The organism is Bradyrhizobium sp. CCBAU 45389, from assembly GCF_028128625.1.
Taxonomy (GTDB): Bacteria; Pseudomonadota; Alphaproteobacteria; order Rhizobiales; family Xanthobacteraceae; genus Bradyrhizobium; species Bradyrhizobium liaoningense_B.
In genome coordinates, this window is the sequence record NZ_LBIY01000095.1 from 305866 (window position 1) to 329843 (window position 23978).

22 protein-coding genes are annotated in these 23978 nt (G+C 65.6%); 12 read left to right on the forward strand and 10 right to left on the reverse strand.

What is annotated here, in order from left to right:
- Positions 1 to 37: 37 nt before the first annotated feature.
- Together XH79_RS28520 and XH79_RS28525 are read right to left on the reverse strand one after the other, a co-directional pair.
- A complete protein-coding gene (locus XH79_RS28520) occupies positions 38 to 856 on the reverse strand; it encodes an inositol monophosphatase family protein (protein ID WP_271583754.1) in 819 nt (272 codons plus the stop codon).
- A complete protein-coding gene (locus XH79_RS28525; RefSeq protein ID WP_271583755.1) occupies positions 843 to 2246 on the reverse strand; it encodes a TldD/PmbA family protein in 1404 nt (467 codons plus the stop codon). The genes XH79_RS28520 and XH79_RS28525 overlap by 14 nt, the downstream gene beginning before the upstream one ends.
- Positions 2247 to 2520: 274 nt before the next feature.
- On the opposite strand from XH79_RS28525, the gene XH79_RS28530 reads away from it, so the two are divergent.
- Positions 2521 to 3039: a DUF6101 family protein gene (locus XH79_RS28530; protein ID WP_212341911.1), complete on the forward strand. Its 519-nt coding sequence runs from the start codon at positions 2521 to 2523 to the stop codon at positions 3037 to 3039.
- A gap of 99 nt (positions 3040 to 3138) precedes the next feature.
- On the opposite strand, the gene ubiA is transcribed toward XH79_RS28530, so the two are convergent.
- Together ubiA and XH79_RS28540 are read right to left on the reverse strand one after the other, a co-directional pair.
- Positions 3139 to 4071, reverse strand: a complete 933-nt coding sequence (gene ubiA / locus XH79_RS28535) for a 4-hydroxybenzoate octaprenyltransferase (RefSeq protein WP_271583756.1) — start codon at positions 4069 to 4071, stop codon at positions 3139 to 3141.
- On the reverse strand, positions 4068 to 4727 hold the full coding sequence (locus XH79_RS28540; protein WP_212341915.1) for a hypothetical protein: 660 nt from the start codon (positions 4725 to 4727) through the stop codon (positions 4068 to 4070). The genes ubiA and XH79_RS28540 overlap by 4 nt, the downstream gene beginning before the upstream one ends.
- Before the next feature lie 211 nt (positions 4728 to 4938).
- On the opposite strand from XH79_RS28540, the gene XH79_RS28545 reads away from it, so the two are divergent.
- The 6 genes from XH79_RS28545 (at position 4939) to XH79_RS28570 (ending at position 10907) form a co-directional block, all read left to right on the forward strand.
- On the forward strand, positions 4939 to 5694 hold the full coding sequence (locus XH79_RS28545) for a 16S rRNA (uracil(1498)-N(3))-methyltransferase (protein ID WP_271583757.1): 756 nt from the start codon (positions 4939 to 4941) through the stop codon (positions 5692 to 5694).
- Between the two features lie 131 nt (positions 5695 to 5825).
- Positions 5826 to 6977: an ATP phosphoribosyltransferase regulatory subunit gene (locus tag XH79_RS28550; protein WP_271583758.1), complete on the forward strand. Its 1152-nt coding sequence runs from the start codon at positions 5826 to 5828 to the stop codon at positions 6975 to 6977.
- Positions 6978 to 6980: 3 nt separating this feature from the next.
- Positions 6981 to 7958 (forward strand): ATP phosphoribosyltransferase, encoded by a 978-nt coding sequence (gene hisG, locus XH79_RS28555; RefSeq protein WP_212341918.1) that lies wholly within the window; start codon positions 6981 to 6983, stop codon positions 7956 to 7958.
- 87 nt (positions 7959 to 8045) lie between these two features.
- Complete coding sequence (locus XH79_RS28560) at positions 8046 to 9122, forward strand: glycosyltransferase family 2 protein (RefSeq protein WP_212341919.1); 1077 nt, start codon at positions 8046 to 8048, stop codon at positions 9120 to 9122.
- A complete protein-coding gene (locus XH79_RS28565) occupies positions 9119 to 9964 on the forward strand; it encodes a ChbG/HpnK family deacetylase (RefSeq protein WP_271583759.1) in 846 nt (281 codons plus the stop codon). The genes XH79_RS28560 and XH79_RS28565 overlap by 4 nt, the downstream gene beginning before the upstream one ends.
- Before the next feature lie 136 nt (positions 9965 to 10100).
- Positions 10101 to 10907 carry a DUF2076 domain-containing protein gene (locus XH79_RS28570; RefSeq protein WP_271583760.1) on the forward strand — a complete coding sequence of 269 codons (807 nt, stop codon included), beginning with the start codon at positions 10101 to 10103 and terminating at the stop codon, positions 10905 to 10907.
- A 126-nt stretch (positions 10908 to 11033) separates the two neighbouring features.
- Here XH79_RS28570 and XH79_RS28575 read toward each other — a convergent pair whose 3' ends face one another.
- The gene (locus tag XH79_RS28575; RefSeq protein ID WP_212341923.1) at positions 11034 to 11849 is read right to left on the reverse strand and encodes a L,D-transpeptidase; all 816 of its coding nucleotides are present in this window, start codon (positions 11847 to 11849) and stop codon (positions 11034 to 11036) included.
- A gap of 316 nt (positions 11850 to 12165) precedes the next feature.
- Between XH79_RS28575 and XH79_RS28580 the strand changes: the two genes are divergently transcribed.
- Positions 12166 to 12951, forward strand: coding sequence for a protein phosphatase CheZ (locus XH79_RS28580; RefSeq protein ID WP_212341924.1), 786 nt, complete (start codon positions 12166 to 12168; stop codon positions 12949 to 12951).
- 179 nt (positions 12952 to 13130) lie between these two features.
- On the opposite strand, the gene XH79_RS28585 is transcribed toward XH79_RS28580, so the two are convergent.
- Positions 13131 to 13652: a hypothetical protein gene (locus tag XH79_RS28585; RefSeq protein ID WP_212341925.1), complete on the reverse strand. Its 522-nt coding sequence runs from the start codon at positions 13650 to 13652 to the stop codon at positions 13131 to 13133.
- A gap of 316 nt (positions 13653 to 13968) precedes the next feature.
- On the opposite strand from XH79_RS28585, the gene XH79_RS28590 reads away from it, so the two are divergent.
- The 3 genes from XH79_RS28590 to XH79_RS28600 all read left to right on the forward strand — a co-directional run bounded on the left by XH79_RS28590 (position 13969) and on the right by XH79_RS28600 (position 17427).
- Positions 13969 to 14265, forward strand: coding sequence for a co-chaperone GroES (locus tag XH79_RS28590; protein ID WP_008544107.1), 297 nt, complete (start codon positions 13969 to 13971; stop codon positions 14263 to 14265).
- A gap of 118 nt (positions 14266 to 14383) precedes the next feature.
- Positions 14384 to 16015, forward strand: coding sequence for a chaperonin GroEL (gene groL, locus XH79_RS28595; RefSeq protein ID WP_212341926.1), 1632 nt, complete (start codon positions 14384 to 14386; stop codon positions 16013 to 16015).
- A 200-nt stretch (positions 16016 to 16215) separates the two neighbouring features.
- Positions 16216 to 17427 carry a hypothetical protein gene (locus XH79_RS28600; RefSeq protein WP_271583761.1) on the forward strand — a complete coding sequence of 404 codons (1212 nt, stop codon included), beginning with the start codon at positions 16216 to 16218 and terminating at the stop codon, positions 17425 to 17427.
- 91 nt (positions 17428 to 17518) lie between these two features.
- On the opposite strand, the gene XH79_RS28605 is transcribed toward XH79_RS28600, so the two are convergent.
- Both XH79_RS28605 and XH79_RS28610 read right to left on the reverse strand, forming a co-directional pair.
- Complete coding sequence (locus tag XH79_RS28605; protein ID WP_212341928.1) at positions 17519 to 17917, reverse strand: META domain-containing protein; 399 nt, start codon at positions 17915 to 17917, stop codon at positions 17519 to 17521.
- A gap of 138 nt (positions 17918 to 18055) precedes the next feature.
- The gene (locus tag XH79_RS28610; RefSeq protein ID WP_271583762.1) at positions 18056 to 19720 is read right to left on the reverse strand and encodes an L-lactate permease; all 1665 of its coding nucleotides are present in this window, start codon (positions 19718 to 19720) and stop codon (positions 18056 to 18058) included.
- A gap of 312 nt (positions 19721 to 20032) precedes the next feature.
- Between XH79_RS28610 and XH79_RS28615 the strand changes: the two genes are divergently transcribed.
- Complete coding sequence (locus XH79_RS28615) at positions 20033 to 21796, forward strand: ABC transporter ATP-binding protein/permease (protein ID WP_271583763.1); 1764 nt, start codon at positions 20033 to 20035, stop codon at positions 21794 to 21796.
- A gap of 357 nt (positions 21797 to 22153) precedes the next feature.
- On the opposite strand, the gene XH79_RS28620 is transcribed toward XH79_RS28615, so the two are convergent.
- Both XH79_RS28620 and XH79_RS28625 read right to left on the reverse strand, forming a co-directional pair.
- Positions 22154 to 23167, reverse strand: coding sequence for a TorF family putative porin (locus XH79_RS28620; RefSeq protein WP_212341932.1), 1014 nt, complete (start codon positions 23165 to 23167; stop codon positions 22154 to 22156).
- A 406-nt stretch (positions 23168 to 23573) separates the two neighbouring features.
- Positions 23574 to 23954, reverse strand: a complete 381-nt coding sequence (locus tag XH79_RS28625) for a histone (RefSeq protein ID WP_271583764.1) — start codon at positions 23952 to 23954, stop codon at positions 23574 to 23576.
- Positions 23955 to 23978 lie beyond the last annotated feature (24 nt).

Here is a 23978-nt window from a genome sequence, read left to right on the forward strand (position 1 = left end):
CCGGCAAAGCAGTGGTCGACAGGCACGCGAAAGCGCTTCAGGGCAAGGGACGGTCTCGAAAATGCGCGACAATGCTCGCATGACGATCGCGTCCCGCTGCCACCAGCACCCCGTGGGCCACTTCCCGGCGGTTATAGAGGATGGGATCTCCGGAGAGGTCGCTCATCCTACCATCCGCTTCCTGCACGATCAAATCGGCCGCCGCAAGGTCCCAATCATGGCTGTTGCCGCCCGCAAAAGCCGCATCCAGCGCGCCATGGGCGACCCGGCAGAGCCGGAGTGCGAGCGAGCCGATTCGCCGGTGCAGCTTGATCTCGCCGAGCGAGGGCTTCAGGCGCTCGACCAGGGGTTTTGGCCCGGCCACGCGCGAGAAGTCGAGCTCGGATCCGGCAGTAGCCTGCACGGCTCTGCCGTTGAGTGTCGTGCCTTGCCCTCGGACCGCAAAGAAGAACTCGTCGCTGGACGGCGCGAACACCGCGGCGAGCACGGGCGTGGCGCCCTCGACCAGCGCGACGCTGACGCACCATTCGTCATGGCCATTGAGATAGTTGCGCGTGCCGTCGATGGGATCGACCACCCATGTCAGCCGGCGCGACAGCCGCGTGGCGTCGTCGGCGCTCTCCTCGGAGAGCCAGCCGTAGTCCGGCGTGGCGGCGCGCAGGCGCGCTTCGAGCAGGTCGTTGACGGCGATGTCGGCCTCCGACACCGGCGAGGAGACGCCCTTGATCCACTTCTTCAGCTCGGTGCGGAACATCGACTGCGCGAGCGCACCCGCCTCCCGCACCGTGTCCTTGAGCAGCGCCGCATCGCGGGTCAGGATGGTTTCGTCGAGGGAGTTCGCGTCAGCGTCCGCCAAGCGTCAAGCCCTCGATGCGCACCGTCGGCGCATTGATGCCGTACCGGAACTCCAGATTGTTCGCCGGCTGCATCGACTTGAATATCTCGAACAGATGGCCGGCGATCGTGACCTCGCTGACGGGATAGGTGATCTCGCCGTTCTCGATCCAGAAGCCGGAGGCGCCGCGGCTGTAATCGCCGGTGACACCGTTGACGCCGGAGCCGATCAGGTCGGTGACGTAGAAGCCCTGCTTGATGTCGGAGATCAGCTCGGCCGGCGTCGGCGTGCCGGCTTCGAGATGCAGATTGTACGGCCCCGGCGAGGGCGAGGACGAGACGCCGCGATGGGCGTGGCCGGTGGTGGCGAGCCCAAGCTCGCGCGCGGTGGCGCAGTCGAGCAGCCAGGTCGTCAGCACGCCTTCGTCGACGAGGGCGATTTTCTTCACCGCGACGCCTTCGGCATCGAAAGTCTGCGAGCGCAGGCCGCGCTTGCGCAGGGGATCGTCGATGATGCGGATGTTCTTGGCAAAGAGCTGCTGGCCGAGCTTGTCCTTGAGGAAGCTGGTCTTGCGCGCGATCGAGGCGCCGTTGATGGCGCCGACGACGTGGCCGACCAGCGAGCCGGCAACGCGCGGGTCGAACACCACGGGCACCTTGCAGGTCTCGACCTTGCGCGGATTGTAGCGCGCCACGGTGCGCTCGCCGGCGGAACGGCCGACGGTTTCCGGCGACAGCAGATCCGCGCCGTGCGGCGCGGAGGTGAAATCGTAGTCGCGCTCCATGCCGGTGCCTTCGCCTGATATCGCGGTGGCCGAGATGCCCTGGCTGGAGCGCAGGTAGGAGCCGTGGAAGCCGGTCGAGGTGACGAGCACCATGCCGCCCATGCCGGCGGAGGCCGAGGCGCCGCCGGATTTTGTGACTCCCTTCACTGCGAGTGCGGCAGCTTCAGCGGCGAGCGCACGGCGCTCGAGCTCGCTGGTCGCGGGCACATCGGGATCGAGCAGATCGAGATCGGGGAAGTCGCGCGCCAGCAGCGCGGGATCGGCGAGGCCGACATATTTGTCTGATGGCGCAACCTTCGCCATCGCCACCGCGCGTTCGGCAAGCTTGGTCACGGCATCGCCGCTGACGTCGTTGGTCGAGACCACCGCCTGGCGCTGGCCGACCAGCACGCGCAGGCCGACATCGTCACCCTCGGACCGCTCGGATTCCTCCACACGGCCGTCGCGCACCTCGACCCCTTGCGAGATGCCGCGCACCGCGACCGCATCGGCCGCATCGGCGCCTGCGCGTTTGGCCGCCTCCACCAGCCGCTGTGCGAGATCGGACAGCGCGGACTGATCGAACAGGTCGCGATTGGCCTTGGAAGAATCCTGGGGCGAAAGCGTCGAGCTTGGTGAAGGGTTCACAAACGAAATCCTGTTGGGGCGGAGGTCGGGGCTCGGGACGGCCGAACCCACCAGATGTGCCCAAATGGTGCGGACTTCAAGCATTTTCAGCCCGCAAAAAGCTCAGATTCGCTTCGTTGGCGCAACGTCTCGTCAATCATGCGCGCCAAGGTATTGTCAATCATGAGCCGCGGTGACGCTGGGTTAACCAGCCTTTTTAAGCGGTTTCGGAAAGGGCCGCGCTAAGGTCCTCGCATCGACCGGGAACATAATCCTGGCGGGGAGAACGAAAGCCGTGAGGCGTCAAACATCAGCATGCGGGGTCGCTCCCGCCGGGTCGAGCCGCAGCTTGCGGCTCGACCCCCTTTCCCTTCCGGTCCGCTTCGACGCGCATGATCCGCGCGCCGACGGATACACCAGGCAGATCGAGCTTCATCGCGAGCGTGTCGTGCTGCGCCGTGCCGTCCGCGGCATGCAGATGGCGATCAACGTCCGCGTCAGCGATTTCACCGGCGTCGCGCTGCGCGGCAATGACGAGGCGCAGGCGCTCGTCCTCGTCCATCGCGACCCCTCGCTCTCCGTTCCGCTGCTGGTCGGTGCCGAAGCCGATGAGCTCACCGAGGCCTGGGCGATCTGGAGCGAGATTTTTGCGCTTCCGCAACTCGACGAAGGTGCGCGCAAGCCCGCAGCCCGCCGCCGCCGCGCCAATGCGATCCGCGCCCGCCGTCCGAAATTCTTGATGCGCCGCCGCACCGGCATGGTGCGCGAGCTGGCCGTTCATCAGGGCGAACGCGAGATCATCGCGAGGAACTAAAGGTGCCGTAGGGTGGGTTAGCCGTAGGCGTAACCCACCTCTTCTGTTTCCGTGGAGAGAGACAGTGGTGGGTTACGCTTCGCTAACCCACCCTACGAGTCACGCCGCCCGCATCACGGCGTCCGCGAGCAATCCCGCAAACAGTAGCAGCCCTGCATCCCGGTTCGATTTGAACAGGCGCAGGCAGAGCGCGCCATCAGCGATCCTCAAGCGCACGATCTGCGACGCCAGATGCGCGGCAAAGGCCGCAAGCCCAAGCCAGGCCGGCCAGCGCACATCGCCGGAGGCCAACGCGACGCCGATCAGCACCACCGCAAGCCCATAGAACAGGATCAGCGCCTGACGCGTATGCGCGCCGAACAAACGCGCAGTGGACTTGACGCCGATCAGCGCGTCGTCCTCGGCGTCCTGATGCGCATAGATCGTGTCATAGCCGATCACCCAGGCGATCGACCCCGCATAGAGCACCAGCGCGGTGAGGTCGATGCGTCCGAGGATGACGGCAAAGCCCATCAGCGCGCCCCAGGAGAAGGCAAGCCCGAGGAAGACCTGCGGCCACCAGGTGACACGCTTCATGAAGGGATAGATGGCGACGACCGCGAGCGAGGCGATGCCGGTCGCGACGGCAAAACGGTTGAACTGGAGCAGCACGACGAGACCGATCACGGCCTGCGCGACCATGAAGGCCAGCGCCTGCTTCACGGTGATCTGCCCCGCGGGCAGCGGCCGCGAGCGGGTGCGCTCGACCTTGGCGTCGAGGTCGCGGTCGGTGATGTCGTTCCAGGTGCAGCCCGCGCCACGCATCACGAAGGCGCCGATGAAGAACAGCACGATGGTGAGCGGCAGGCGGCTGATATCATGCGCGATGCCGGCGGCGAGCGCCGCCGACCACCAGCACGGCATCAGCAGCAGCCAGGAGCCGATCGGACGATCGAAGCGCGACACGCGCAAGTAAGGCCGCGCCCAATGCGGCGCGAGCGTATCGACCCAGTTGCCGGTGGAGTCGGCAACGCGGGCGGATGTATCACTCATCGGGTCAGGACGTTGCCGTTGAGCGTATCGAACGTGCTGCCGCCCTTCTTGCCGGCATTGGCCTCGGGCGCCGAGCCCGAACCCAGCACCTCGCTCAGCGACGGACCGGCCGGACCGCGCGGCTGGTTCTGCATCTGCTGCGCGACGTTGCAGACCTTGGTCTGCATGGCCTCGGTGTTCTTGTGGCCGTCCTTCATCTGCGCGCCGACCTGCGGCGGGATTCCGCACTTCGAGGCATTGGCCTCGATGTACTTGATCATCTTCGACTCGGCCTGGCTGAAATTGCGGATCAGCTTGCAGGCCTCGTCCGGCGGCGCGTGACGGTCGCTCGCCGCCTTGATCGCCTTGCCGCGCTTCTCGGCCTCCTCGCGCAGGGGCATGAACGCCTTCATGCAGTCCTCACCCGGGCCCTGCGTCGGCGGGGCCGCACTGAAAGCGCCGGCGCCGCCGATCGGCGCTGCGCCGTTCACCGGAAACGAGGATTGCGGCGCCGTGCCGACGGAGGCGGTCGGCGCCGAGCCGTTCACGGGCGGAAACGCCGAGCTGCTCGCGGCCTGGTTCGGCAGCGGCGCCGGGAAGGCGCTCTGCGCATAGGCGCCCGCGGCACCCATGGTGACCATGGCGGCAGTGATCGGAACCATCAGATGACGGATCATCAAGGCAGTCTCTCCGGCAGGAGCTTACGGGGTTCGGCGTCTTCCCAATTGAAGCGCACCCAGCGTGTTCGTGTTTTTACGATTCCCGCCGACGCTTAACAACCCGCCGAATAGGGCAAGAGCGCGGCGCGGGGACGCACCGATTCGGCGATATTTACCCCCAAAACGACTGGTTTCGGTTAAGAACGGCCCCAAATTGGACCTTTGAACGATGCCATCCCACGATTTTCGCGCCCCCCGCCTGTTCGTCGATGCCCCCCTCGCCCAGGATGCCAGGGTCCCGCTCGACCGCGACCAGAGCAATTATCTCGGCAATGTGCTGCGGCTGGCCGCCGGGGCCGAGGTCCTGGCCTTCAACGGCCGCGACGGCGAGTGGCAGGCCGCGATCGAAGGCCGCAAGCGGCCCGACGGCCTCGTCATCCTCCAGCAGACCCGGCCTCAGGACCGGCTGGCCGACCTCACTTATGTCTTCGCTCCGCTCAAGCATGCCCGGCTCGACTATATGGTCCAGAAGGCCATCGAGATGGGCGCCGCCAGCCTGCAGCCGGTCCTGACCCGGTTCACCCAGGCTTCCCGCGTCAACACCGAGCGGATGCGCGCCAATGTGGTCGAGGCGGCGGAGCAATGCGGGATCCTGAGCATCGCCACTGTGGCCGAGCCGGTGCCGCTGGACCGGTACCTCAGCCAGCGCCCTGCCGACCGGCTGCTGATCTTCTGCGATGAGGCGGCAGAGGTCCAAAACCCCGTTCAGAGCCTGCAAGGCGCGCGTGAGGCCGGGCAAGGTATCGACGTGCTGATCGGCCCCGAAGGCGGTTTTGCCGAGGAAGAACGGGCGCTGCTGCTGCGGCAGCCCACGATCCTGCGGCTGGCGCTCGGCCCCCGCATCATGCGGGCCGACACCGCCGCCGTGGCTGCACTGGCGCTGGTGCAGGCGGTGCTGGGCGATTGGGGCGGCGGAACCGCCTGATCCCTCGCATTGCCCGCCTGTTAAGCGATTGATCCTTTGGAGGTCGAAACCGCTGTCGGGCCATGCTAAGGGCTGCGCCAATTCGCCTCCCCCTTGCCCTGCCCGGTTCCGCCGGGACGATGGACCCTGAGATGACTGCGACTGCCACCTCAAATGCTGCCGGCTCCGCCGCCTGGGCGGATACGCTGCTCTTGTCGTTCGCGCAGGCCGGCTATGTCAGGGCCGAGCCCGCGATCCTGCAGCCGGCCGAGCCGTTCCTGGATCTGTCCGGCGAGGACATCCGCAAGAGCCTGTACCTGACGAGCGACCTGTCCGGCGAAGAGCTCTGCCTGCGCCCGGACCTGACCATTCCCGTCGCCCGCGACTATCTCGCCTCGGGCCGGGCCGGCCAGCCGGCCGGGTTCAGCTATCTCGGACCGGTGTTCCGCTACCGCAGCGGCCAGGCCAGCGAATTCCTGCAGGCCGGCATCGAATCGTTCGGCCGTCAGGACCGCGCCGCGGCCGACGCCGAGATGCTGGCGCTGGCCCTGGAGGCGACGGCCGCCTTCGGTGTCCGCGACGTCGAGATCCGCACCGGCGACGTCGCGCTGTTCAACGCGCTGCTCGACGCGCTCAACCTTTATCCGGTCTGGCGCCGCCGCCTGGTCAAGGATTTCAACCGCAAGATCAGCCTCGAGCAGGATCTCGAGCGGCTGGCGGCCGCGGCCACCGCGACGCGCAGCGAATATGAGGGCGTGCTGGCGGCCCTCGCCGGCTCCGACCGCAAGGCGGCGCTCGCCTTCGTCACCGATCTGATGTCGATCGCCGGCACCACCAATGTCGGCGGCCGCACCACGGCCGAGATCGCCGACCGTTTCCTCGAGCAATCGACGCTGAAGGGCGGCGCGCTGCCGCGCGAGGCCATCGCCGTGCTCAAGCGCTTCCTGTCGATCGCGGGCAATCCGGACGATGCCATCGCCAAGCTGCGCGCGCTGACGACTGACGCGAAGCTCGATCTTGCTGCTGCGATCGACCAGTTCGAGAGCCGGGTCGGCTTCATGGCCGCGCGCGGCATCGACGTGAAGCAGACGCGCTTTTCGACCGCGTTCGGGCGCGGCCTCGACTATTACACCGGCTTCGAATTCGAGCTGCATCACAGGGGCAACGGCGCCGAGCCGCTGGTCGCCGGCGGCCGCTATGACGGGCTGATGACCCAGCTCGGATCGAGCGAGCCGATCGCCGCGGTCGGCTTCTCGGTCTGGGTGGACGCGCTGAACCGGATCGGCCGCAAGGTGGGAGCTTAAGTCATGAGCGCGCCATTCGTTCTGGCCGTTCCCTCCAAGGGCCGCCTGCAGGAAAACGCCGAAGGCTTCTTTGCCCGTGCCGGCCTCAAGCTGTCGAAGGCCGGCGGCGCCCGCGACTATCGCGGCACCATCGCAGGGCTGGACAATGTCGAGGTCGCCTATCTCTCGGCGAGCGAGATCGCATCGCAGCTGTCGCGCGGCTTCGCCCATCTCGGCGTCACCGGTGAAGACCTGGTGCGCGAGAACATTGCCGATGCCGACAAGCGCGTGTCCCTGATCGAGGGGCTCGGCTTCGGCTATGCCGACGTCGTGGTCGCGGTGCCGCAGGCCTGGATCGACGTCCGCACCATGGCCGATCTCGACGACGTCACCACCGGCTTCCGCGAGCAGCATCACATGCGCATGCGGGTGGCGACCAAGTTCGTCAACCTCACCCGCGCGTTCTTCCAGAGCCACGGCATCACCGATTACCGCATCGTCGAGAGCGCGGGCGCAACCGAAGGCGCGCCGGCGGCCGGCAGCGCCGAACTGATCGTCGACATCACCACCACGGGCGCGACGCTCGCCGCCAACGGCCTCCGCGTGCTCGACGACGGCGTGATCCTGCGCAGCCAGGCCAATCTGGTCGCCTCCCGGGAAGCCGACTGGTCGCCGCAGGCGCGCGAGACCGCGCGAGTCATCCTCGATCACATCGCAGCAAGGGCGCGCGCCAACAAATACCGCGAGGTCCGCACCCGCTTCCGGCAGTGCGACGCCGCCCTGCTCGGCGAAGCCCACAGCCGGTTCGGCGTCGAGGCCCCATTTGGCGGGCCGACCTCGTCCGGCATGCTGACGCTGCACTGCCCACCGGGGCAGCTCTATGCGCTGGCGAGCTTCCTGCGCGAGCACGGCGCCGAGACCGTCTCGGTGGTCTCGCTCGACTACGTGTTCGACCAGCAGAACCCGCTGTTCGCCAAGCTCGAGGCGTTCCTGCGGCGGTGAGCCCCAGGTCCGTTCAGCGTAGCGACAGCTAACGGCAGCTATCATATGCTGTTGAGATGACCTTGATCGCCTTTGGAACCCTAATCGATGACGCTGGGCTCTGACGTTTCCGCCCTGACGACCACCGCGGCGAACTCCGCCGCGAAGGGATTGTCGATTGTCGTCCCCGTCTATAACGAGGCGGCGGGTCTCGCCGCGCTGCATCAGCGCATCTGCGAGCTCGCAAAAACCTTGCGCGAGCGCCACCGCCTCGGTTGCGAGGTCGTCTATGTCGACGACGGCAGCGCGGACGCGACGCTGTCGATCGCACGCAACCTGCCGGCCGACGCCATCGACGTCCAGGTGGTGTCGCTGTCGCGCAATTTCGGCAAGGAGGCGGCGCTGATGGCCGGCCTCGACCACGCCCGCCTCGGCGCCGTGATGTTCATGGACGGCGACGGCCAGCACCCGCCGGCCCTGGTCGAGCAGCTGGTACGGCACTGGATCGATGACGGCTATGACGTCGTCTATACCGCCAAGGCGCATCGCGACAACGAACCCTTCCTGCGCCGGCTCGCCGTGCACGGTTTCTACGCGCTGATCAATTGGGGCGCGCGCCAGAAGATCCCCGAGGACGCCGGCGACTTCCGCCTGCTGTCGCCGCGCGCGGTCGCAGCGCTCAGGCAGCTGCCCGAGCGCAACCGTTTCTTCAAGGGCCTCGCCAGCTGGATCGGCTTCCGCCAGATCCGCGTCGACTACGAACCGGCGGCACGCGCCCATGGCGTCACCACCTTCAACGCCGCGCGATTGCTCGGTCTGTCCATCGAGGGCCTGACCTCGTTCTCGGTGGCGCCGCTGCGTTTCGCCAGCCTGCTCGGCGTGGTGCTCGCCGGCGGCGCCTTCCTGTTCGGCCTGTCGATCCTCTGGGAGGTCTGGACCACCGGCAAGCAGGTGCCCGGCTATCCCTCGCTCGTGGTCGGCCTGATGACCATCGGCGGCGTCCAGCTCATCATGATCGGCATCGTCGGCGAATATATCGGCAAGATCCTTTCCGAGCTGAAGGCGCGCCCGATCTACTTCGTCGCCGAGCACAGCCAGAAGCATTTCGAGGCCGGCAAGGCCCAGGACGCTTCAACCCAGGACGCTTCAAGCCAAGACGCCTCGAGCAGGACGGCGGCCGAATGAGCAGCGCCGCGAGCCCGCGGCGAATCTGGCTCTGCGCCGACGATTACGGCATCAGCCCGGGCGTCAACCGCGCCATCCGCGACCTGATCGAACGCGGGCGTCTCAACGCCACGTCGGTGATGATGGTGGGAGCTGCGATCGAGCGCAGCGAGGCCGAAGCGCTGCAGGCCTCGGCCAAAGCGAGCCCGCGCTGCGCGATCGGATTGCACGTCACGCTGTCGGCGCCGTTCCGGCCGCTCACCATGCATTTCCGTCCCCTCGACGGCGACATGTTCATGCCCTTTCCGAAGCTGTTGCGCGCCGGCCTTGCACGGCGGCTCGACCGCGAATTCTTTCGCGCCGAGGTGAAGGCGCAGCTCGCGGCCTTCGTGGACGCCTTCGGCCGCGCGCCTGATTTCGTCGACGGCCATCAGCATGTGCAGCTCTATCCGCAGGTGCGCGACGGCTTTGTCGATGCGGTCGCTGAGGCTGCGCCACAGGCGTGGGTGCGCCAGGGCGGCCGCAACCTGCCACTGGCACAGCGGCTGGCCTCGCCCAAAGCCATGGTGCTCGACATCCTCAGCGCGCAATTCCGCCGCCGCGCCGGCGGCGCCGGTCTCGGCTTCAATCCCGGCTTTGCCGGTGCCTACGACTTCACGCGCGCCGCCGATTTCGGCGAGCTGATGCGGCAGTTTCTGGACGGCCTGCCGGATGGCGGCCTCGTGATGTGCCATCCCGGCTTCGTCGACGACATCCTCACCAGCCACGATCCGATGACCGACGTCCGCGAGCGCGAGCACGCCTATCTCAAGAGCGATGCCTTCGCGCGCCTGCTGGCGGACACCAACGTGACACTGGGATGAAACCGGCGAAAAGCGGCCAAGGGACAGCTAAGGGGCAGCTTGTCGCATACCGAAATTTAATCCGGCCGGCACTGTTGGGGCCACAATGGAACCCTACATCTCCTGCGCGCTTGGTTTTGCGCGAAGGAGACAGATCATGACGCCGCAGGAACGCCAGCTCGTCGACGACCTTTTCGACCGGCTTTCAAAGCTGGAAAATGCCCCGCGCGATCCCGACGCGATCGCCGCGATCTCCGACGGCCTGCGCAAGGCGCCCAGCGCGGTCTACGCGCTGGTGCAGACCGTGCTGCTACAGGATGAAGCGCTGAAGCGCGCCAATACCCGCATCCAGGAACTGGAAGCGGCCCATGCGCCCGAGCCGGCCCAGTCCGGCGGCTTCCTCGATACCATGCGCGACTCGCTGTTCGGGTCGAGCCCGTCGCGTGGCTCGGTTCCGAACGTGCCGCCGCGTGAGCAGCGGCCGGTCTGGAACACCGGCCAGGCGATGCAGCAGTCCCAGCCGGGCTACGGCCAGCCGCCTTACGGCCAGGCTCCGGGACAAGGTTACGGCGCCCCGCCGGCCGGCGGTGGCGGCGGCTCGTTCCTCGGCACGGCGGCGGCGGCCGCAGCCGGCGTGGTCGGCGGCTCGCTGCTGCTCTCGAGCATCCGCGGCATGATGGGCGGCTCGCACCAGCAGGCCTTCGGCGACACCAACGCGCTCGGCGACCGCAGCTCTGGTGGAAGCCCTTGGGGCGGCAGTGACCAGTCCGGCGGCTCGCTTGCGCGCGATGCCGGACTTAACGACATCGGCTCTAACCGCGACTCCCGCCAAGGCTTCGTCGACCAGGCCTCGAACGATCGTGACAACAACGACCAGAACTACGACGACGATCACGACGACAATACGGACATGGCCGACGACAGCGATTTCGGCGACGACGACGGCGGCAGCGACTACGCGTGAGGCTGCTCCATAACATTGCAAACAAGAACGGCCGCCGAGGAGGCGGCCGTTTTCATTTGAATCGTCTGGCGCTGGCCCCTTCCCTTCTCCCCTTGCAAGGAGAGAGGGTGAGCAGCGAGCGCTTGGCTACATCACCACGACCTTGGTGCCGACATTGACGCGGCCGTAGAGGTCGATGACGTCCTCGTTGCGCATGCGGATGCAGCCGGAGGAGACGTTGGTGCCGATGGTCCAGGGCTCGTTGGAGCCGTGGATGCGGTAGAGCGTGGAGCCGAGATACATCGCACGCGCGCCGAGCGGATTTTCCGGGCCGCCTTCCATGTGGCGGGGCAGATCGGGCCGGCGCGCGATCATTTCCGCGGGCGGGGTCCAGTCCGGCCATTCGCGCTTGGCCGTGATCGACTTCACGCCCGACCAGGTGAAGCCGGGACGCCCGACGCCGATGCCGTAGCGCATCGCCTTGCCGTTGCCCTCGACGAGATAGAGGAACTTGTTGGGCGTATCGACCACGATCGTGCCGGCGCCTTCCTTGCCGCTATAGTCAACAAGCTGTTTCTCGAATCTCGGATCGAACGGGCGCTGCCGCGGGTCGACCATCTCCTGCTGCAGACTTGCGCCTTGCTGATATCCACCTTGCATCTGCGGCTCGCCCATCGGCGGCAGGCGGCGCTGATCGTAGTAGCCGGGCTGCTGCTGATATACCGGGCGCTCCGGCGCATAGGCGGGGCCGCGGCCCGGACCGTCGCCGAACAGAAACTCGATGAAGCCGCCGCCCATGTTCGCATTGGAGGCGACGCGTACCGGCGCCGGCGGCACGCGCGGCTGATAGATCACCGCGGGCGGATCGTTCGGCACCGTGTTGTCGAAGGCGCCGGCGCCGCTGGTGCCGGCAATGAAGGTGCAAGCGCTGCCGAGCAGCGCGACAGACATTTTCTTGAACATCGACGTACTCTGTACTGTTTCGTCTAGATCACATGCGTCGTGCAGGGCTGATGGCTGATCCGCGCCCGCGACGTGGTCAATAAAAAGCAAAAGCCGTTTTGTTTGGTAAACAGAAGCGGCGTTTCGATTCACCACGTCGCGAGCGGGCCCGCAATTTGGCGATCAGCGTTTATTTTCGATGAACGCGGTGCGGTGATGGTTAATCGCTTCTTTGCGCGCCGTCGCGCACAGCCGCAACGACAGTTCCTGCTGTGAACTTCGTGTTAAATCGCTTCTGCCTAAAAAGACGCGTGAGTGAGGTGGGGGGAGTGTCCTGATGGCTGTTCACCGCAAACGTTTTCGTGTCGAGGATATCGCCGGTGGCGAGATGCCCATTCTAGACGTAACTGAAGAGGCAGGGCCGATGCACAGCGAGATCATGGCCGAGTTGCGCGCGATCCGCGCCCAGATGGCGAAGGGCATCACGGCTGCCCCGCTGTCCGGCAGCGCCGCGATGGCGGCGATCGACGCGTCGACGGCGCATGAGCTGTCCGAAGCGCGCACCATGCTCGAGACCTACCGGGCGCAGATCGAGCAGTGCGAGAAGCTGAAGGTCGAGCTCGACCTCATCCACGACGCCATCGACCGCACCAAGCGCGAGATCGCGACCCTGCACGGCAAGAGCTTCGACGGCGGCGAGATGGCCAAGGTCAATGGCGAGCTCGGCGCGGTGGTCGGCGGCACCGAGCAGGCGACCCAGCAGATCCTCGAAGCGGCCGAGTCGATCGACCAGGCCGCCAGCGCGATGTCCAAGGTGGACTCGGCCGACCAGCAGAAGCGGCTCGCCGACGACATCCAGGAACGCGTCATCTCGATTTTCGAAGCCTGCAACTTCCAGGACCTGACCGGCCAGCGCATCAGCAAGGTCATGAGCACGATGAAGTTCATCGAGCAGCACATCAATGCGATGATGGAGATCTGGGGCGGCGTCGACGCGATCAAGGCCCATGTGCCGGCGCCGGTCGACCAGCGCAGCGAGGACGAGAAGCTCCTCAACGGCCCCAAGCTCGCCGGCGACGTCGGCCACGCCTCGCAGGACGACATCGACGCGCTGTTCGACTGAGCGGACGCGGCATAGGAAACAGCAAAACGCCGGCCCTTGAGGCCGGCGTTTTTGTTTTGGGACTCACATTGTCATTCCGGGGCACGCGAAGCGTGAACTATGGTGCGCACTTGCGCACCTGAGAATCTCGAGGTTCCGGGTTCGGTCCTGCGGACCGCCCCGGAACGACAATCAGAAAATCACGCCCTCGGCGCGCAGCGGACGTAGACCATGTTGCCGTAGCGGGTGGCGGCGTCCTTGTCGATGAAGCGGGTGATCAGGACACGGCCGTCGAAGGAGACGATCTCGCGGTCCTGGTCGCCAGGGGTCGGACCCGCCGGCCCGATATAGTTCTTGCCGCTGGGCGAGCCCTTCAGCCGCAGCTCCTGCGGCGTCGCCTGGTCGGCCAGATGCATGATCACGCCGCCGGAGGAGCCGGCGGTGATCACGTAAGGATTCTTGCACTGGGACCTCGCCGCGGCCTCGGTGCGGGCGCGGTCGGCCGGGTTCTGGAACGAGGCAAGACCCCAGCGGCCGACGATCTCGTCGGCGCGGATGGTCGCCGGCATTTCCGGAGCGACGCCGGGCTCCGCCTCGGGCGGCGGCGGCGACGATGAGAAGGACGGCAGGCTCATACCGCCGCCGCAGGCGCCAAGCAGCAGCGCCAAGCCAGAAGCGGCCGCCAGATTGGCAACCGTGCGCGCGCGAGCTGAACTGATCATGGCATTCCCCCGAACAAGACCATGGCCGCACCCCTCCCGCAGCCAAGCGCAAAACCGCTGCCGGAGCAATGACGTCCTTTGACACGCCGGCGCCCCGAACAAGTTTCCAATGCCACCATCCTATATCCGCCTCACCAATCGCTTAACCACCTTTGCTTGACAGGATCGCGGCCAAGCCATATTCCCGGGCGCACTATTAGCACTCGGAAAGCCCGATTGCTAAGCGCGCCGTTCGATCCTCGGGACGAGGGGGAATGGCAGCGCCGCCCCACCCACTTCCACTTACTTCCGAAGCGAGCCTCCAAAGGGAAACGTCATGGCTAAATCCAAATTTCGTCCGCTGCATGACCGTGTCGTGGTCAAACGTATCGACGCCGAGGAAAAGACCAAGGGCGGCATTATCATTCCGGACACCGCCAAGGAAAAGCCGTCCCAGGGCGAGATTGTCGCCGTCGGCCCGGGCGGCCGCGACGAGACGGGCAAGCTGATTCCGATCGACCTCAAGGTCGGCGACCGCGTGCTGTTCGGCAAGTGGTCGGGCACCGAGGTCAAGATCGACAACGAAGAGCTCCTGATCATGAAGGAGTCGGACATCATGGGCGTTCTGGCCTAAGGCCATCCGCCTGAACGGCCGCTGAATGTCATGCCCGGATCGCGGAGGTCCGGGCATCCATCATTCCGCCGCACAGCACCAAACAAGACACATTACGAAACACGAGGGATTGCAGACCATGGCTGCCAAAGACGTCAAGTTTTCCGGAGACGCGCGCGATCGCATGCTGCGCGGCGTCGACATTCTCGCCAACGCCGTCAAGGTGACGCTCGGCCCGAAGGGCCGCAACGTCGTCATCGAGAAGAGCTTCGGCGCGCCCCGCATCACCAAGGACGGCGTCACCGTCGCCAAGGAGATCGAGCTCGAGGACAAGTTCGAGAACATGGGCGCCCAGATGGTGCGTGAGGTCGCCTCCAAGACCAACGACCTCGCCGGCGACGGCACCACCACCGCGACCGTGCTGGCCCAGGCCATCGTGCGCGAAGGCGCCAAGGCGGTTGCCGCCGGCATGAACCCGATGGACCTCAAGCGCGGCATCGACACCGCGGTGGCCGCGGTCGTCAAGGACATCGAGAAGCGCGCCAAGCCGGTTGCCGCCTCCTCCGAGGTCGCCCAGGTCGGCACCATCTCGGCCAACGGCGATGCCGCCATCGGCAAGATGATCGCCCAGGCGATGCAGAAGGTCGGCAACGAGGGCGTCATCACCGTCGAGGAGAACAAGTCGCTCGACACCGAGGTCGACATCGTCGAGGGCATGAAGTTCGATCGCGGCTATCTCAGCCCCTACTTCGTCACCAACGCCGAGAAGATGACCGCCGAGCTCGAGGACGCCTACATCCTCCTGCACGAGAAGAAGCTGTCGGGCCTGCAGGCCATGCTGCCGGTGCTCGAAGCCGTGGTGCAGTCGGGCAAGCCGCTCGTCATCATCGCCGAGGACGTCGAGGGCGAGGCGCTGGCCACCCTGGTCGTCAACCGCCTGCGCGGCGGCCTCAAGGTTGCCGCCGTGAAGGCGCCGGGCTTCGGTGACCGCCGCAAGGCCATGCTCGAGGACATCGCGATCCTCACCGGCGGCCAGCTGATCTCCGAGGAGCTCGGCATCAAGCTCGAGAACGTCACGGTGAAGATGCTCGGCCGCGCCAAGAAGGTGGTGATCGACAAGGAGAACACCACGATCGTCAACGGCGCCGGCAAGAAGCCCGACATCGAGGCCCGCGTCGGCCAGATCAAGGCGCAGATCGAGGAGACCACCTCGGACTACGACCGCGAGAAGCTGCAGGAGCGCCTCGCCAAGCTCGCCGGCGGCGTCGCGGTGATCCGCGTCGGCGGCGCCACCGAGATCGAGGTCAAGGAGAAGAAGGACCGCGTCGAGGACGCGCTCAACGCCACCCGCGCCGCGGTGCAGGAAGGCATCGTCCCCGGCGGCGGCGTCGCGCTGCTGCGCGCCAAGAAGGCGGTGGGCCGTCTGTCCAACGCCAATGACGACGTCCAGGCCGGCATCAACATCGTGCTGAAGGCGCTGGAAGCCCCGATCCGCCAGATCTCCGAGAACGCCGGCGTGGAAGGCTCGATCGTGGTCGGCAAGATCCTGGAGAACAAGTCCGAGACCTTCGGCTTCGACGCCCAGAACGAGGACTATGTCGACATGGTCGAGAAGGGCATCATCGACCCCGCCAAGGTGGTGCGCACCGCGCTGCAGGACGCTTCCTCCGTGGCCGGCCTCTTGGTGACCACCGAAGCCATGGTCGCCGAGCTGCCGAAGAAGGACGCTCCGCCCGCGATGCCCGCCGGCGGCGGCATGGGCGGCTTCTGAGCCCATCCTGATCTTACACCACCAACGAAGGCCGCCTCCGGGCGGCCTTCTTTTTGCCGACGTTGCCCCAAGCTTTTCCGATTCAACCGGCGGCCAAAACCCACTACGGTGGCGCCGATTCTGATTGTTTGGGCATGATCCGCTCGGAAAACCGCTTCACACTTTTCCGGATCATGCCCCACTGCCCGAGGATTTCGTCGATGCGCGCGCTCCTGGTTTGTTCGACTGCCCTTCTGGCGGCTCTGCTCGCCGTCTCGCCCGAAGTCGCCTCCGCCCAGATGAAATTGTCGCCCAAGGCCACGGCGCCGGGCGGAACCGAGACGCGCTATTTCACCTCGATCGACGGGCTGATGGACGGCAATGCCGACGTGATCCTGAAGGAGACGCGGCAGGGCAAGACGGTCACCGCGGCCGTGCTCGACGTCTGTTACCCCGTCGCGAAGAATTCCGAGCGCAAGGACCGCTTCGTCGTCAATCTCCAGGTCGCCGGCCAGACGCTGACCGGCACGACGCAGAGCATCAGTGAGAAGTCGCCCGTCAGCGTCAAGCTGCAGCGCAAGCAGAGCGGAGACACGTTCGAATTCCGCGGCCAGATCAGCATCGGCCAGGCCGTGACCGAGGTCACCTCGCCCGACAATTCCGATCTCAGCGAGAGGGAGTTTCAGGACAACCAGACCTCCGATGACGGCATCACGTCGCAGCCGAAGGATTTCACCGACGTCTCGCCCGAGGCGATCGCGGTGAAGGTCAAGCTGGACGCGGCGACCGAGTTCCTGAAGAGCCTGAAGGGCCAGGCGGTCGAGGTGACGCTGGCGAGCCTCAATGTCGGCTGCGACGCGCTGCGCGCCGGCGAGCAGACCATCAACATGTCGGTCGACCCGGAGCGAGCAGCCGCGCTGCTGGCAAAATTCAAGGCGATGCCGGGCGTCACCGCGGCAGGCTGGACCGCGGGCATGACCGAGATGGACCGCACCATCCGTTTCCCCGCCGCCGACTGGCGCGACGGCGACAAGATCAACCGCGACAAGCTCGCGGCCGCCGTTGCCGGCGTGCTGAGCAGGACGCTCGCGGCAAAGCCGGTGTCGCAAAGCTTCAACCCGGCGACCGGCAAGCTCAAGCTGGTGTTCAAGCGGCCGAACCAGGATCATCCGGCGCTCGAGCTCACCGACACGATCGAGGTCGCAGGGCTCGTCTCGCCCGACAAGCCGGGCAGCACCGACAAGCTGATGCTCTGGATCGGCAGCCCCGCGACCACGACCAGCGACGAGAGCAGCGGTGCCAAGCTCAACCTCTCGGACGACGCTTCGGCCGACGAGGAAGGCGATCTGCCCGACGACAACGGCTCGGTCGAGGCGCTCGCCAAGGAGTTGAAGGGCCAGCGCTGGGACGCGGACAAGTCGGTGTGGAAGTAGGCGTAGTCATTCCGGGGCGACGCGTCAGCGTCGAACCCGGAATCTCGAGATTCCGGGTTCGCGCTTCGCGCGCCCCGGAATGACCTGACGGTCAATTCCCGTTCACGCGAAAGCGCAGCGGCTTGGGGCCGATCAGCGTCAGCACGTCGCCCTGGCGTTTCCAGGTCTCGATGCTGCCGAGCGCTGCGACCAGCTCATCGTCGGCCTGGGCCCTGGCCGGCGGACAGGACCGGTCCTGGATCTGGCCGGGGACGAAGATCACTGTGTTGCCGGCGACCGAGAACTGGCCCTTGCCGCCCTTGCACCAGAGCTCGAGCACGACCTCGCCATTGTCGCCGATCTCGATGTTCGGAATCCGCTTCGAGCCTGCTTGCGGCAACGCCTCCAGCGTCATCTCGGTGCCGAACGGAAAACCCTCCTCGGCGCGCGCGAGCGTGGACATCGCGAGCATTGCAACCACAGCGCACACCATCTGCCTGAGCGAAACCATGACACCTCTCGACCGACCTGATTTGCCGCACCTTCTATAAGACGGCGGCGTCATTGAGAAGGTTCGCCTGCGCAGGATGCAAAAATCCCCGCGGGGGCGAACCTCGCGGGGATTTGCGTCGAAGCGAGACGCCGATTGCTACTTCAGGACCATTGCCGTGAACGGCCAGACATAGGCCTGCAACGTCACGAGCACACCGACCAGACAGGCCAGCACGATCGAGTGCCAGAACACGAAGCGCAGGATGGTGCCCTCGTGGCCGTACCAGTTGGTGGCGGTGGAGGCGACCACGATCGACTGCGCGTCGATCATTTTGCCCATCACGCCGCCGGAGGAGTTCGCAGCAGCCATCAGGATCGGCGACAGGCCGAGCTGCTCGGAGGTGATCTTCTGGAGGTTGCCGAACAGGATGTTCGACGACGTATCCGATCCCGTCAGCGCCACACCCAGCCAGCCGAGCAGCGTGCCGAAGAAGGGATAGAGCACGCCGGTCGCGGCGAAGGCGAGACCGAGCGTGGCGTCGACGCCGGACAGCCGCGTCAGCGTGCCGATCGCGAGCATCGCCGAGATCGTGATCAGCGAGATCGCGCACAGGCGGATGGTGCGGCCGTACTCGGTCAGTAACCGTCCGGGACCGACGCCCATCAGGAAGCCCGAGATGATCGCCGCGATCAGCATGCCGGTGCCGGTGAACGAGAGATAGGTGAAGCCGAACACCGCGGCTTCCTTGGTCGGCGCCGGCGCCACCGGCGGCATCTTGTTGATCATCTGGTGCAGCTCGGGCACAGGATAGTTCCAGACGAAGATCGAGTTCGCCCAAGTCTTGAACGCACCATTGCCCCAGATCAGCATCACGATGCAGACGATGATCCACGGCAGCAGCGCGCTCCAGAGCTCCGCTTGCGTGAGCGGGGTTTTGTCGAGCGGCTTCGCCGGCGCCATGGTCGCCGCCGATTCATCGTGCCCGCGCAGCTCCGGCGACAACCAGAGCTGCTTCGGCTGCCACACCTTCAGGAACAGGATCAGCGCCCCCATCGAGATCAGCGACGCCCCGATGTCGACGATCCACGGATTGATGAAGTTCGAGATCACGAATTGCGGGACCGCGAACGACACGCCGGTGACGAGGATGGCCGGCCAGACGTCCTTCATGCCCCGCCAGCCCGCGAAGGCCCACACCACCCAGAAGGGGACGATCAGCGAGAAGAACGGCAATTGCCGGCCGACCATCGCGCCGAGGATGTAGGGATCGAGCCCGGTGACCGAGGCAAGGCCCTGGATCGGCGTGCCGAGCGCGCCATAGGCGACCGGCGCGGTGTTGGCGATCAGCGACAGGCCGGAAGCTGCGAGCGGCGAGAAGCCGAGGCCGATCAGCACGGCGCCGGTGATCGCGACCGGCGTGCCGAAGCCCGAGGCGCCCTCGAAGAACGCGCCGAACGAGAACGCGATCAGCAGCAGCTGCAGCCGCCGGTCCTCGGTGACGCCGCCGATGGCGCGCTTGAGCAATTCGAAGCGCCCGGTGCTCACCGTCACCTGGTAGAGGAAGATGACGTTGAGGACGATCCAGCCGATCGGGAAGAAGCCGGTGACGATGCCCAGCACCGAAGCGCGGATCGACATGCCCGTGGGCATGCCAAACACCCGAATGGTGATCAGGTTGGTCACGATCACGGCGATGACGGCCGCGATGTGAGCCTGAACGCGGCCGCTCGCGATCAGGACCAGCAGCGTGACGACGGGCACGGCCGCCGCGATCGTCGACAGCACCGGGCTGTTCAGCGGATCATAGACTTGATTCCACATGGTCTTCCTCCCCACGCATGTTTGCGGCAGACGGCCCGCGTGGAGAGCCGAGCCTGCTTTTCGCTGGAAGCGATAACCCCGAATTGGACGCGAATTCCTCGCGAATGCGGCGGTTCCCCTCCGCTCACAAGCTCGCGAAATCCCGGGGCACCCCGCCCCGCGCCATCGCGCCCATGCTAGGGTTGCAGGCTGCGACAATCCAACGCAATTTGCAGAACTTGCGACTTTAGTCTAAGCGCGCCCGTTTCCGCCATTGCCTCAAGTCTTTGGCTCAGGGCATTTGTGCACATCCCCTCGAGGAGACAGAGCTCTGTGAAGAACATCCGCGCCACGCTCGCGACCGTCTGGCGAATCGCCATCCCGTATTTCCGATCCGAGGACAAATGGGCCGGCCGCGGCCTGCTCGGCGCCGTCATCGCGATCGAGTTGGCCCTGGTCGGAAACGATGTGCTGCTCAACCAATGGCGCAGCCGTTTTTACAACGCGCTGCAAGACAAGAACTGGGACGGCTTCAAACGCGAGATGCTGGTGTTCTGCGTACTGGCGACCGTCAGCGTCGCGCTCGGCGTCTACCAGCTCTATCTCAACCAATGGCTCCAGATCCGCTGGCGCAACTGGATGACGAACCAATACCTCTCCAGCTGGATGCACGACGCGAACCACTATCGCATGCAACTCGCCGGTGATGCGGCCGACAACCCCGATCAGCGCACGAGCGACGACGTCAAGCTGTTCGTCAGCCAGACGCTGGGAATCGGCGTCGGGCTGCTGAGCTCGATCGTGACGCTGGCGTCTTTCGTCATCATCCTGTGGGGCTTGTCGGCGGCGGCGCCGCTCCTGCTGTCCGGCAGCGAGATCGCGATTCCCGGATATCTGGTGTGGGCTGCACTGATCTACGCCATTTTCGGCACAGCTTTCACGCAGTGGATCGGCTCCCCGCTGGTCAATCTGGATTTCCATCAGCAGCGCCTCGAGGCCGATTTCCGCTACAATCTGGTGCGCGTGCGCGAAAATTCCGAACAGATCGCCCTCCTCAAGGGCGAGAGCGCCGAGCGTGAGCGGCTGTCCGAGCGATTCAGTCGCGTGGTCGGCAATTGGTACGGCATCATGAGCCGGACCAAGCGGCTGACCGCCTTCACGCAAAGCTACTCCCAGGCCGCAGTGGTGTTTCCTTTCGCGCTCGTCACGCCTGCCTATCTCGCCGACAAGATTCAGCTCGGCGCGCTGATCCAGATCTCGGAAGCGTTCGGCAAGGTGCAGGACGCTCTATCTTTCTTCGTCTCGGTCTATCGCACCATGGCGGAGTGGCGGGCTGTGGTCGCGCGTCTCGACGGGTTCGAATCGTCGATCAGAAGCGCGGAGACGCTTGCCATCGATCCGGCCTCGATCCGGATCACGCAGGCACCCGCGCGCGAGATCGAATTGCGCCAACTCCTCGTCAGTCTGCCGAACGGGGAGCCGCTGGTCGCAGCCGACGGCTTCCACCTTCGCGCCTCCGAGCGCGTGCTGGTGACCGGCCCCTCCGGTGCGGGCAAATCGACGCTATTCCGCGCCATCGCCGGCATATGGCCATTCGGAAAGGGCGCCGTGGCGGTACCCGAGAAAGCCAAGCTGATGATGCTGCCGCAGCGCCCCTATTTCCCGATCGGGCGCCTCGGCGACGCCATCATCTACCCGGCCCCAGGAGGGGCGTTCACATCCGTCCAAATCAGCGAAGCCGTGCTCGCGGTCGGGCTGCCCAACCTCGCCGGACGGCTCGACGAGGACGGTCACTGGAACCGGACGCTGTCGCTGGGCGAGCAGCAGCGCCTCGGGCTCGCCCGCGCCCTGCTGCATGCCCCCGACTATCTCTTCCTGGACGAGGCCACGGCGTCGCTGGACGAGCCGTCCGAGGCGCGGCTGTACCGGCTGCTGGCGGAGAAGCTGCCGCAGGCCACCATCGTCTCGATCGGCCACCGCTCGACGCTCGACGTCTTCCACACTCGCAAGGTGGCGATGGTGCAGGACGGCAAGATCCACGTCCTCGGCAACGCCGCCGGCACGCTGGCCGAGACGGAGCCGACCGCCGCGCGCTGAGGCGGCACAACCAGGCCGGAGGCCACCGTGACCTCGACAGGACCTTCTTTGCAGCCATCCTTCGAGACGCCCGCCTCCGGCGGGCCATCAGGATGAGGTCTGTCCTCGCGGCAAGATCCTAAAGCCCGATGAGATTGCGATGAATCGTCATCGCGCTTTAGGTTACTGTTTGAGCATGATCTTTTCGGAAAACCGCTGCGCACTTTTCCGGATCATGCTCTAGACCCTCTTGGTGAGGAGCGCCGCCTTCCGGCGCGTCTCGAACCATGCAGGCCGAGCGCTCCCACAGAAGTACGACGCAAAGCAAAAGGGCGGCAGGTTGCCCTGCCGCCCTCGTGAGTAGTCCCGAGAAGAAACTTACTTCAGGTTGGTCATCGCCGTCAGGTCGAACGACAGCTTGGCGATGCCGGCCGCGCCGCACCAGTTGGAGCCGACGCCCGACGGATTGATCGGCGTCACGAAGGTGCCGGTCGAGGCGCTCAGGTTGCCGCGAGCCGACCAGTCGCTGGTGAAGGCGTTACAGTCACCCTTCGACAGGTCCGTATCCGAGTAGCGCAGATCCAGCGTCATGACCTTGTAGGTGAAGCCGATGCCGATGTTCCAGGTGTTGTAGTCGGCATATTTGATGCCGTTCGGGAAGGCCGGCACGCCGTAGAAGCTGTCGGAGGTGCCGAGCCACTGACGACCGAACTCACCCGACACATACATGCCGACGCCGCTCGAGCCGAACACCGTGCTGGGCGCGGTATACTTGCCGACGATCGAGGTGTAGTTGCCCCAGGCGCCCGAGTTCAGATAGCTCGGGGTGTAGTATTCGTTCAGGCCGAACGACCAGTTGTCGTTCACGGTGTAGGTGAACTTGCCGTAGACTTCGAAGAAGCTCAGGTCCTTCTTGATCACGTTGGTGTTGAGCAGGGCCTTCTCGGCGCACTCGGCGCCCTGGAAGACGCCGGCGTTGTCGATGCCGGTGCCGCCGAAGTAGCAGGTGCCGCCCGGATACAGGTAGCCCCACACGCCGATGTCGAAGGCGAACGCGCCGAAGGTCGGGCGGATACCGCCGTAGACGTCGATCTCGGCCGCCGCGCGGTTCGGGAAGGAAATGCTCTCACCGGCCACGCCGACATAGAGCTGCAGGTCCTTGGTGACGTTGTAGCGCGGCTCGAAATAGGCCGCGACCGACGGCTTGTGGTTCGACTGGGTGATACCGCGGAAGATGTAGTCGCTCATGATCGCGCCGCCGAAGGCGATATCCCAGGGATCGAAAGCAACCACCGGCGGGGCCTTCTTGGCCTTCACTGCCATGTCCGCTGCAAAAGCCGAACCCGTCGTCACCATTGCCAGCGCCGTTGCCAACAAAGCCACTTTTTTCATTTCGATCCCCATCTACCCGTTCTTACTTACCAGTCGGCACCCGGAAGCCCCCCGGGGCATGCGACCAATCTGCAAAATTGCGTTACTGCGACAATCTGGAGCGAGGGATGCGAACGGTGAAGCAAAAAGCGCGGGCATCTGCCGACTTTTTAGGCGTTTTAACGTTTCCAGGAAAGGTTGTGGGCCTGTGTGGCTTCTCGACCACATCATTTGCACGCCAGAGTGCATAAGGGGGCCGTGCAAGTACGGATGCCTTTGGCTCCGTGGTGCCGACGCAACGAATCAACCTTCCCCAAAGAATCGGCAGCACCCGCCTTTCACAGGGCGATGCAAAAAGGCCGCAGCGTCGCCGCTGCGGCCTTCCCGGTGTTCGATCATGGCCGGGGCATTGGACCCGGCCTTCAGCCTAGCCCTGCCCCTCGGCCGGCGTCGGTTCCGCAGAAGACGAAGGCATCGCCCAGCTTGTCTCGGCGACAGGCTCGGGAGCCGGAGCTGCCGCCGGCGCTGACGGCTTCGGCGCGGGAGCTGCCTTCGCCTTCTTCGGTGCCGCTTTCTTTGCAGCCTTCTTGGCGGCCTTCTTCGGTGCAGCCTTCTTGGCTGCCGCCTTCTTTGCCGTCTTCTTGGCAGCTTTCTTCGGGGCGGCCTTCTTTGCAGATTTCTTGGCAGATTTCTTCGCGGACTTCTTGGCGGCCTTCTTCTTCGTCGCCTTCTTGGCAGACTTCTTCGCCGCTACAGCCTTCTTGGCCTTTTTGGCCTTCTTGCTTTTCTTCTTCTTCGCTTTCGCCATCGTGGTCCTCCTGTTGCCGCCGAA